The sequence below is a fragment of the Kitasatospora sp. NPDC059817 genome (genome assembly GCF_042731835.1).
Taxonomy (GTDB): domain Bacteria; phylum Actinomycetota; class Actinomycetes; order Streptomycetales; family Streptomycetaceae; genus Kitasatospora.
On record NZ_JBHWIR010000188.1, the window covers coordinates 1 to 9939 of the forward strand.

The following is a 9939-nucleotide window of genomic DNA, read 5'->3' on the forward strand; positions in this document are numbered from 1 at the left end:
GCATCATCAAGACCCAGTACGACGACCCGGCCCCGGCCGTCGCCGCCGGGCCGTCCGCCGCGCCCGTCCCGACCGCGACCGCCACGCCGTTCGGCGCCAAGTCCAACGGCAACCACTTCGGTTCGCTGCGCGACCTGCTGCTGCCCGTCCCGGCCGGCTACGAACCCGGCCCGGACGAGGGCGGCTACGGCAACGACACCGAACTCGGCGCCGAGTTCCTGTCCGCCGAACTGGACGACGAACTCCAGCAGATCCCCAAGGACAAGCGCGACAAGCTGCGCTCCTACTGGGAGGGCCTGCACGTCAAGGCCACCGGCGTGCGGACGTACCGGACCAGCGAGGACGACCTGGTGGTCGGCCTGAAGCTGCGCCAGTTCAACCAGCAGGAAGTGCAGAAGCTCAACGAGTACACCGCGGTCTTCACCGGCGACACCGGCCTGTTCCGGATCGGCCCGGAGATCCCGGGCCACCCCGAGGCGCACTGCTACCTGATGCCGGCGCCGCCGTCCGCGCCGATCGACTACCTGGAGTGCTCGGCCGCCGAGGGCGACCTGCTGGTGGTCATGAACGTCGAGGGCGTGGCACCGCTGCCCAAGGACCGGATCGTCGCCCTCTTCACCCTGCAGCTCGACCGCCTCGCCCGCCCGGGAGCGTCCGCATGACCGACCACGCCACCCCGCACGAGCCCGCCGCCCCTGCGGAGATCCCTGTGGACGCCCTCGCCGAGACCCCCGCGGGCACCCTCGCCGAGTTCCCCGCCGCTCCCGCCGCGGAGACCCCCGAGGAGCACGAGGCCCGCCTCGCCCGGCGCAGCGCCCGCCGCAGGGCGGCCGCACGCTGGGCCACCGCCACCCTGGTGTTCGCCCTCGCGGGCACCGGCGCCGCGCTGGCCGTCACCGCCCCCGAGCGCACCGACCTGCCCGGCCTGGCCACCCCGGGCGACGGCCGCTACACCTTCCCGCCGCTGACGCTGCCGCCGCTGCCCTCCGGCAGCAGCACGCCGGACCGTACGGGCGGCAAGAACGCCCTGCACGCCGCGGACCTGCGCTACCTGCTGCTGCCCGCCCCCAAGGAGGCCGGCGGCAGCCTCACCCCGGCGCTCTACCCGGTTCCCACCGCCTCGGCCACCGGCACCCCGTCGGCGAGCGCGACCCCGACCCCGAGCCCGACCGCCTCCGCCTCCGCCTCCGCGTCGGCGTCGGCCTCGGCGGGCGCGAGCCCGTCCACGGCCCCCGCCGGCCAGGCCCCGGCCGACTGGGTCACCTGCGACGCGATCCTCGCCGACCAGCGGGACCCGGCCGAGCTCCGCGCACTGCTCCTGCAGGACGCCTGCCGGGCGGCCACCGTCCGGGAGTGGACGGCCTCCGACGGCACCCGCACCCAGATCCGGCTGCTGCGCTTCGGCGCCTCCTTCGAGTCCTGGAACGTCTTCTCCTCCCTGCGCTCCGACGCCAAGCCCACTGCCCTGCCCGGTGCGAAGAGCACCTCCCACAGCGCCTGGGACACCGTCGAGGGCGTCCACCTGGACGCCCAGGAGAGCTCGGCGAAGGGCGCCAAGGGCACCCCGACCGGCCGCGTCGCCTACCTCTGCGCCTCCGACCTCGTCGCCGTCGTCACGATGACCAACCCCGACGGCGTCCCGGACGCGGCCTTCCGCCAGGTGGTCACCCTCCAGTCCGACCTCCTCGCCTGACACCGGCAGCCCCCCGCCCCCGCCGCCCGCACACCCCTCACGGCGTCAGCCGGGCGGCGGCGGGCAGGTGGTCGCTGGAGGTGGCGGGCAGGGTCCAGGCGGCGGTCGCGGACAGGCCCCGGGTCATGACGTGATCGATCCGGGCCAGCGGGAAGACCGCCGGCCAGGTGAACCCGAAGCCGCCGCCCGCGCTGTCCTGCGCGGAGCTCAGCCGGCTGGTGACCGGGGCGAGCGCGTGGTCCCCGGCGGCGGTGTTGAGGTCGCCCAGCAGCAGCACCCGGGGCAGGGGCTCCTCGTCCAGCGCGGCGCCGAGCGCGGCGAGGTTGCGGTCGCGGTGAGCGGTGGCGAAGCCGGTGACGTTGAGCCGGACGGAGGCGAGATGGACCACGTACACGGCCAACGGCCCACCGGGGGCCTGGACTTCGGCCCGCAGCGAGCGGCTCCAGCCCGGGTCGATGGTCAGCCGCCGTGCGTCGGTCAGCGGGTAGCGGCTCCACAGCGCGACGGTGCCGATCCGCGTGCGGTGCGGCAGTTCGGCGTCCAACACGTGCTGGTAGACGGGCAGCGCGGCGTCGGTGACCTCCTCCAGGGCGACCAGGTCGGGGCGGGCGACGAGCAGCGCCCGGGCCGTGCCGGCGGGGTCCGGGTTCTGCGCGCTCACGTTGTGGGTGACCACGGTCAGGCCCGCACCGCCGGCCGGGCCCGCACCGCCCCCCGGCAGCGGGCCGCCGCCGGCGAGCACCGGCCCGAGCACGACGGCCCACACCGCGGCCAGCACCACCGCGGCGCACGCCGGCACCGGCGCGCGGCGCAGCGCGGCGACGAGCAGGACGGCGGGCACCACGACGCCGGCCCAGGGCAGGGCGCTCTCCCACAGGCTCCCCAAGTGGACGCCCAGGCTCGGCACCCGCCGGTGACCGGCCAGGGCGAGGGCGGTCAGCAGGGCCACGGCGGCGGCCACGCGGCCGCGCCGCCAGCGCCCGACCGGCGGGCGCCGCTGCCGACGGCGTCGCCGGCCGGCCGGGCGGGAGACACCTGCCGAGGCGTCCCCCGCCTCCGGGCCCGCCTCCGCCACCGGCCCCGCCTCCGGCCTTGAGACCGCCCCCGCCCCCGGCGCGAGCCCCTCCTGCGATCGGGTCACGAACGCCCCCTACCCGGCCGCGTCGGGCAACTGGGCCGGACAGGTCCCGCCAGGGCTGGTCAGCAGCTCGAAGTGCCAGATCTCGTTGGCGTACACCTGGCAGAGCCCGTACCGCGCGCCGTGCTGGATCAGCCAGTAGTCGGCATTGGTCGGACCGATGTCGATCGCCTTGCCCGAGACGTGCGCCGACTTCTCCGGCGTGTTCACGAACTGCCTGGCCCGCTCCAGACTCCCGTACCTGGCCACCCCCTTGTCGAGCAGCCGCTGCTGGTACTCCTTGCTGCGCCAGCCCGAGGTGACGGTCATCTCGATGCCCTGGGCGCGCGCGTCCCGGGCGGCCTGCTGGACGGCTTCCAGCAGTGGCCCGTCCAGGTTGCCCACCGCCGGCGCCCCGGTGTCGAACGGGGTCAGCGTCGTGCCGTCGGGAATGTCGCCGTCCGCCCCCGCCGAGGAGCCAGGCCCCGGAGCGAGGGAGGAGGAGAACGGCGCGACGGTGGCCGCCAGGGTCCGCAGCGCCGCCTCGGTCGCCGGCGGATCGGCGGCCGCGCAGGCGCCGGCCAGCGCCAGCACCACCACCGCCCCGGTGCCCACGGCCACCGCCCGCCGGCCACCTCCCGCCGTCCGCCACCGCGTCGCCTCCTGGCGCGTCGTCCCGTCCATCGCTGCCTCCCGGCGCTCGTCATCTCGCCGCGACGGGGAAACCCGGCGGCCACACCATGGGAGGAAATGCGGTGTTACCAGGACGTCTGCACTAACCGATACGTTTTCGATAGGCCCGTTCGTGTCCAATGGACACCAACGGCAACGGCAACGGCAACGGCAACGACAGCAAGAGCGGGACGGGAGAACAGCGCGTGCGGGTCCTGGTGGTGGAGGACGAGATCTACCTCGCCGAGGCGGTCCAGGCGGGCCTGCGCCTGGAGGCGATCGCCTGCGACATCGTCACGGACGGCGACGCCGCCCTCGAACGCCTCGCCGTCCACACCTACGACGTCGTCGTCCTGGACCGCGACATCCCCGGCACCCACGGCGACGACGTCTGCCGCACCATCGTCGAGCACCGCCTGGGCTGCCGCGTCCTCATGCTCACCGCCGCCGCCCGCCTCAACGAGAAGGTCGCCGGCTTCGAACTCGGCGCCGACGACTACCTGACCAAACCCTTCGACCTCGCCGAACTCGTCGTCCGGCTGCGCTCCCTGGCCCGCCGCCCCGCCCAGGCCGCGCCCCCCGTCCTCGAATACGCCGGACTGCGCCTGGACCCCTTCCGCCGCGAGGTCTACCGCGACGGCCGCTACGTCGCCCTCTCCCGCAAGCAGTTCGCCGTCCTGGAGGTCCTGATGACCGCACGCGGCGGCGTCATCAGCGCCGAGAACCTCCTCGAACGCGCCTGGGACGAGAACGCCGACCCGTTCACCAACGCCGTCCGCATCACCATCTCCGGCCTGCGCAAACGACTCGGCGAACCCTGGGTGATCCAGACCGTGCCCGGCGTCGGCTACCGCCTCACCGACGGCACCCCCACGTGAGCGCCCCGCCCCGCACCCGCCCCGCGCCGCGGCCGCGCCGCCTGACCGCCCGCCTGCGGCTCACCCTCAGCTACACCCTCTTCGCCGTCATCACCGGCACCCTCTGCCTGGCCGTCGTCTACATCGGCATGCGCTACATCCCCAACTACCCGCTCACCTCCTCCAACCCCCGCGACCGCCTCTCCGCCCCCTCCCGCCAGGAGATCCTCCGCTCCCTGCTCACCATCTCCGGCTACGCCCTGGCCCTGCTCACCGCCGTCGGCACGATCGGCGGCTGGTTCATCGCCGGCCGCGTCCTGCGCCCCCTCCAGGACATCACCAGTGCCGCCCACCGCGCCGCGAGCGGAGCACTCGAACACCGCATCGCCCTCGCCGGCCCCCGCGACGAGTTCACCGACCTCTCCGACGCCTTCGACGAGATGCTCGAACGCCTCCAGCGCTCCTTCGACGCCCAGCAGCGCTTCGCCGCCAACGCCTCCCACGAACTGCGCACCCCCCTGGCCATCACCCGCACCATGCTCCAGGTCGCCGCAGCCGACCCGGCCCGCCAGGACTGGACCACCCTCGTCACCCGCCTCCAGGACACCAACCAGCGCGGCATCGAGATCAGCGAAGCGCTCCTCCAACTTGCCGACCTCGGCCACACCGCCCCCGAACTCGAACCCCTCGACCTCGCCCGCACCACCCGCGACGCCCTCGCCGCCGTCCAGGAGGAGGCCGCCGCCCTGGGCGTCACCGTCACCACCGACTGCCGGCCCGCCCCCGCCACCGGCAACCCGGTCCTGCTGCGCCAGGCCGCCGTCAACCTGCTGCAGAACGCGCTGCGCCACAACCTGCCGACCGGCGGATCCGTCACCGTCACCACCGGGGCGGACCCCGCCGGCCCCGGCCGGGTCCGGCTCACCGTCACCAACACCGGCCCCCGCCTGGCCCCCGAGACGGTCCCCACCCTCACCGAGCCCTTCCTGCGGGGCCGCGGCCGCACCGCGCAGTCCGACCCCGCCCGCCGCGGTCACGGCCTCGGCCTGGCCATCGTCGCGGCCATCACCGACGCCCACCACGGCGACCTCGGCCTCACCCCCGCCCCCGGCGGCGGCCTGCACGCCACCCTCAGCCTCCCGGCCCGCTGAGCCCCGGCGACTAAACCGCCGAGCCGCCGAGCCGCCGGCCTCACCCCGTGGGCTGCCCCGGCCGGCCCGGCACCCACAGCGGCACCGGGCCGCCGAGCGCCATGTACCGGGCCGCGTCCTCCTCCAGCCACCCGTCCACCCGGCCCGGATCGCCGCCGCACGACTCCACCAGCGCGGCGGCCGCGATCCGGGCACAGGCCAGCATCAGCGCCAGGGTGTCCCGGCGGTGGTACCGCTCGCGGACGTAGGCCTCGCCCCGCTCGTCGATGCGCCGGCCGTGCGCCTCCCGGCCCTCGGCCGCCGAAGCGCCCCCGTACCCGCCCCCGCCCCCGCCGTCGGCGTCGGCGGTGACCGCCTGGACGCCGTGCCACACCAGGGCGAGCGCGGCCGGTTCGGCCGGGTGCGTCACCTCCGCCCGGCCCGCCTGCTCACGGGCCTCCGCCGACCGCCGGCCCAGCCACTCCAGCACCGCCGGCACATCCCCCTCGCGGGCCTGGAGCACCAGCTCCGCCGCCCGGTACGCGAGCGCCCGCAGGACCTCCCCGGCCGGCACCCGCAGCCCCGGCGCCGGCGGCTCGCCGAACGCCAGCCAGGCGTCCGCGAATGACGCCGCCCGCATCCGCCCCAGCCACGCCGGAGCCCCGGCCGCGTCGCCCACCCACTCCTGCGCACCCAGCCGGACCAGGCCCGCCGCGGCAAGCCGCGCCGCGTCCCCGTCCAGCCCGCACAGCCGTCCACCCCTCACCGCGCACCCCCGTCAGCGCCCTCAAATCCCGTGACGGGCACATCCCACCACACCAGGACGCAAGCGAACTAGACAGGGACCCGACAAAAATTCCGGACGCCGCCCAGCCCCCGATCAGCGGCAACCGCCCCGACGGCCCGCCCGGCGCGGCCCGCTCACAGGGCGGTGAGTTCGCCCAGCCCCAGTGTGCGCAGCGTGTGGTCGGCCAGGTGCAGGTGGCCGACGCCGTTGGGGTGTGTGGGGTCGTCCAGCCACGGGATCGCCTCGCCGTCGGGGAACTCGGCGAGCCAGTACGCCTCGTGGTCGACGAGCAACGCGCCCGTCTCCGCGGCGAGTTCGCGCACGGCCTGGCAGTACGCGGGCAGCTCGGGGCGGGCGGCGCGCCCGGCGTGGCTGGCCACGAGCGGCGTGTGCAGCACGATCTGCGCGCCGGCGGACCGGGCGACGATCTCGCGCATGGCGTCGCGGAACTCCCCGAGCCCCTCCAGCCCGGCGGGGGCGTCGTTGGTACCCAGCGAAAGCGACAGCACGTCCGGTGCGAACCGCCCGATGACGAAGTCGTACGCCCCGAGGACGTCGGTGGCCCGCCAGCCGGACACGCCAGTGTTGACCACGACGTCCGTCAGCCGGCCGAGCTGCCAGCAGAGGCGTTCCTGCACGTGCTCCACCCAGCCGCGCGCGCCGTGGGTGTGCAGGGCGGCCCGGGTGATGCTGTCCCCGGCCGCCACCCAGGTCATCGCACCGTTCGACAGTTCGACCATGTGACCATCCCCCTTTGATGGTTCGTCCTGTGCCGCGGCCCCCGCCGCGGTACCCGAAGAGTTGATCACAGGTGCGCGGGACCGGCGGGCGGCGGGGCGGGCCTCCACGGGGAACCGCGCCGCCGCAACCGCAGGGCCCCCCACCGCCCGTACCGGGGCGCCGCTACGCGAGGTGGTACTGCACGGGGGTGGGGACCCGGGCGCCCAGTTCGGCGGCGGCGCGGCGCGCCCAGTACGGGTCGCGCAGCAGCTCGCGGCCGAGCAGGACGGCGTCGGCCTTACCGGCGGCGAGGATGCCCTGGGCCTGGACGGGGTCGGTGATCAGGCCGACGGCCGCCACGGGCATGCCGGCCCCGCTGCGCACGGCCTCGGCGAAGGGCACCTGGTAGCCGGGTCCGGCGTCGATCGTGGCGTCGGGGACGAGGCCTCCGGTGGAGATGTCCATCAGGTCCACGCCGTGGGCCAGGAGTTCCTTGGCGAGGCGGACGGTGTCCTGGGAGGTCCACCCGGTGCGGCCGTCCTGCGGGTTCTCGGTGAGCCAGTCGGTCGCGGAGACGCGGAAGAGGACGGGCAGGTCCTCGGGCCACGCCGAGCGGACGGCGTCGACGACCTCCAGGGCGAAGCGGATGCGGCCCTCGAAGGAGCCGCCGTACGCGTCGGTGCGGTGGTTGCTGTGGGGGGAGAGGAACTGGTGGATCAGGTAGCCGTGGGCGCCGTGGATCTCGACGGCCCGGAAGCCGGCGTCGAGCGCGCGCCGGGCGGCGTCGGCGAACTGCCGGACGATCCCGCGGATCTGTTCCTCGGTGAGTTCGTCGGGCCTGGTCCGGGCGGGGGCGAAGGGGAGGGCGCTGGGGGCGAGCGGCGTCCATCCGTGGGCTTCGTCCGGGGCGAGGGCGCGGCCGCGGTCGATCCAGGTGCGCTCGGTGGACGCCTTGCGGCCGGCGTGGGCGAGCTGGAGGGCCGGCACGGTGCCCTGCGCCGTCAGGAAGGAGGTGATCCGCCGGAAGGCCGCGACCTGGGTGTCGTTCCAGATCCCGAGGTCGTAGGGGGTGATGCGGCCTTCGGGACTGACGGCGGTGGCCTCCATGATGATCATCCCCGTGCCGCCGGTGGCGCGTGCCGCGACGTGGGCGAAGTGCCAGTCCGTCGGGGCGCCGGCCGCGTCGCCGTCCGGAGCGGCGCTGTACTGGCACATCGCCGCCATCCAGACGCGGTTGGGGACGGTCAGGGTCCTCAGGGTGTAGGGGGTGAAGAGGGTGGTGCTCATGGGCGGACTCCTGTCGGCGGAGGCGGGGCCGGGGGCGAGGGGGAAACCTTCTCGAATGATTGCAGGTGCACTTTGTGTGACACCACAATAGTTGTGTGCGCCGATTGCTTGCAAGCGCTGGAAATCTCGCCCGGGCCCCGGCCCGGCGTCACCCGGCGTCGCCACTGCCGGCCGGACGCGCTCCCGCGCGATCCTGGTCCCCACGGCCGTCGGCGCTGCGCCGCCCGCGTCCACCGTCCGGGCGGCGGATCCGACCATGCGTCACCAGGAGGTCCGATGAAGATCCCCGGTCCCGACCCCCGGCCGGACGGCGGGGTCGGCGCCATCGCGCAGGCGGGCGGGCTGCACGCCTACCAGCTGCGGCTGCACGCCGAGTACGGCCCCGTGGCACGGTTCCAGCTGCCCGGCGCCGAGACGGCCGTGTCGGTCGCCGACCCGGTGCTGCTGGAGGCCACCGCGCACCTGGACCGCCGCCCCGAGCGCCTGTTCTCCTTCCTGGACCCGCTGTTCGAGGCCGGCAACCTGCAAGTGCTCCCGGCGGACGAACACGCCCCGTGGCGCCGCACCCTGCTCTCGGTCCTGGCCGGCCGCCCCTCGCACGAGCAGGCCTTCGACCGCTTCACCGCGCTCGCGACCGGCCTCGCGGACCGCTGGGCCGCGCGGGGCGCGCGGGGCGAGGCCGTCGCGCTGCAGCAGGACCTGACCGCCCTGTCCCTGCGGATGATCTGCGCGTACGCCCTGGGCGGCGAGGTCGAGGGCCCGGACGTCGTCGCCGCCGCCTTCGAGGAGGTGCTCGCCGACTACCTGGAACGGCTCTACCAGGTGCCCCCCGCCGTCGACCCGCAGGAGCGCGCCGAGCGGACCGCGCGGGCGCTCGCCCTCCTGCGCGCGACGGTCGACCGGGTGATCGCGGCCCACCGCGACGGCGGCCGCGCCGACCGCGGCGACCTGGTCGGCGCACTGGTCGAGGCCGGCGAGCGCCCCGCCCGGATCCGCGACACCGTCCTCGCGACGATGCTCGCCGCCCACCACACCACCGGCGTGGCCGTCTCCTGGACCCTGCACCTGCTGGGCCGCCACCCCGAGGCGGCCGAACGCGTCACCGGGGAACTGGACCGCGTGCTCGGCGACCGCCCGGCCCCCGGGTGCGCCGACCTGCGGCGCCTGCCGTACCTGCGGACGGTCCTCCAGGAGTCGATGCGCCTCTACCCGCCCGGCCCCTACGGCGCGCGCCAGACCACTGAAGCGCTCACCCTCGGCGCGTACACGGTCCCGGCCGGGGCGGTGGTCTTCTACCCGTTCTGGGCCATCCACCTGAACCCCGACCACTGGCCCGAGCCCGAACGGTTTCGCCCCGAGCGCTTCACCCCGGAGCAGGCGGCCGGACGCGCGCGGCTGGCCTGGGTCCCCTTCGGGTTCGGCCCGCGCAGCTGCGAGGGCGCCGCCCTGGCCATGGTCGAGTGCGAACTGCTGCTGGCCGTCCTCCTCAAGCGCCTGCGCTTTCGGCCCGTGCCGGGCCACCGGGTGGTCCCGACCGAACGGTTCGTCCTCCGGGCGGCCGACGACATCCGCATGCTCGTCAGCCCGCGCGGGGGCGGGTGAACGCCGCCGCCCCGCGCGGCCCCCGGCCCCGGGCGTGCGGGGGGGCCGGGGGGGGGGGGGGGGCGGGGGCCCGC

At 75.6% G+C, this 9939-nt stretch carries 9 protein-coding genes and 1 pseudogene; 5 read left to right on the top strand and 5 right to left on the bottom strand.

Going from position 1 to position 9939, the window contains the following annotated elements; translation table 11 throughout:
* Positions 1–662, top strand: a pseudogene (locus tag ACFV61_RS29320) (hypothetical protein); the annotation flags it as partial.
* Complete coding sequence (locus tag ACFV61_RS29325; RefSeq protein ID WP_380494853.1) at positions 659–1693, top strand: hypothetical protein; 1035 nt, start codon at positions 659–661, stop codon at positions 1691–1693. The pseudogene ACFV61_RS29320 and the gene ACFV61_RS29325, both read left to right, overlap by 4 nt.
* 37 nt (positions 1694–1730) lie before the next feature.
* Here ACFV61_RS29325 and ACFV61_RS29330 read toward each other — a convergent pair whose 3' ends face one another.
* Complete coding sequence (locus ACFV61_RS29330; protein WP_380494855.1) at positions 1731–2834, bottom strand: endonuclease/exonuclease/phosphatase family protein; 1104 nt, start codon at positions 2832–2834, stop codon at positions 1731–1733.
* A gap of 9 nt (positions 2835–2843) precedes the next feature.
* Entirely contained in the window at positions 2844–3494 is a 651-nt protein-coding gene (locus ACFV61_RS29335; protein WP_380494857.1) for a M15 family metallopeptidase, read from the bottom strand.
* A gap of 194 nt (positions 3495–3688) precedes the next feature.
* On the opposite strand from ACFV61_RS29335, the gene ACFV61_RS29340 reads away from it, so the two are divergent.
* Both ACFV61_RS29340 and ACFV61_RS29345 read left to right on the top strand, forming a co-directional pair.
* A complete protein-coding gene (locus ACFV61_RS29340; protein WP_063353004.1) occupies positions 3689–4360 on the top strand; it encodes a response regulator transcription factor in 672 nt (223 codons plus the stop codon).
* Positions 4357–5490 carry a sensor histidine kinase gene (locus tag ACFV61_RS29345; RefSeq protein ID WP_380494859.1) on the top strand — a complete coding sequence of 378 codons (1134 nt, stop codon included), beginning with the start codon at positions 4357–4359 and terminating at the stop codon, positions 5488–5490. Before ACFV61_RS29340 ends, ACFV61_RS29345 begins: the two co-directional genes overlap by 4 nt.
* A gap of 40 nt (positions 5491–5530) precedes the next feature.
* Here the strand turns inward: ACFV61_RS29345 and ACFV61_RS29350 are convergent, their stop codons facing one another.
* From ACFV61_RS29350 to ACFV61_RS29360, 3 genes are all read right to left on the bottom strand, one after another.
* Entirely contained in the window at positions 5531–6235 is a 705-nt protein-coding gene (locus tag ACFV61_RS29350; RefSeq protein ID WP_380494861.1) for a hypothetical protein, read from the bottom strand.
* A gap of 155 nt (positions 6236–6390) precedes the next feature.
* Positions 6391–6996: an SGNH/GDSL hydrolase family protein gene (locus tag ACFV61_RS29355; protein WP_363376142.1), complete on the bottom strand. Its 606-nt coding sequence runs from the start codon at positions 6994–6996 to the stop codon at positions 6391–6393.
* 163 nt (positions 6997–7159) lie between these two features.
* Entirely contained in the window at positions 7160–8263 is a 1104-nt protein-coding gene (locus ACFV61_RS29360; protein ID WP_380494863.1) for an NADH:flavin oxidoreductase/NADH oxidase, read from the bottom strand.
* Positions 8264–8539: 276 nt separating this feature from the next.
* Here ACFV61_RS29360 and ACFV61_RS29365 point away from each other — a divergent pair, with 276 nt between their 5' ends.
* Positions 8540–9865, top strand: a complete 1326-nt coding sequence (locus tag ACFV61_RS29365; RefSeq protein ID WP_380494865.1) for a cytochrome P450 — start codon at positions 8540–8542, stop codon at positions 9863–9865.
* The last annotated feature ends 74 nt before the right edge of the window (positions 9866–9939 follow it).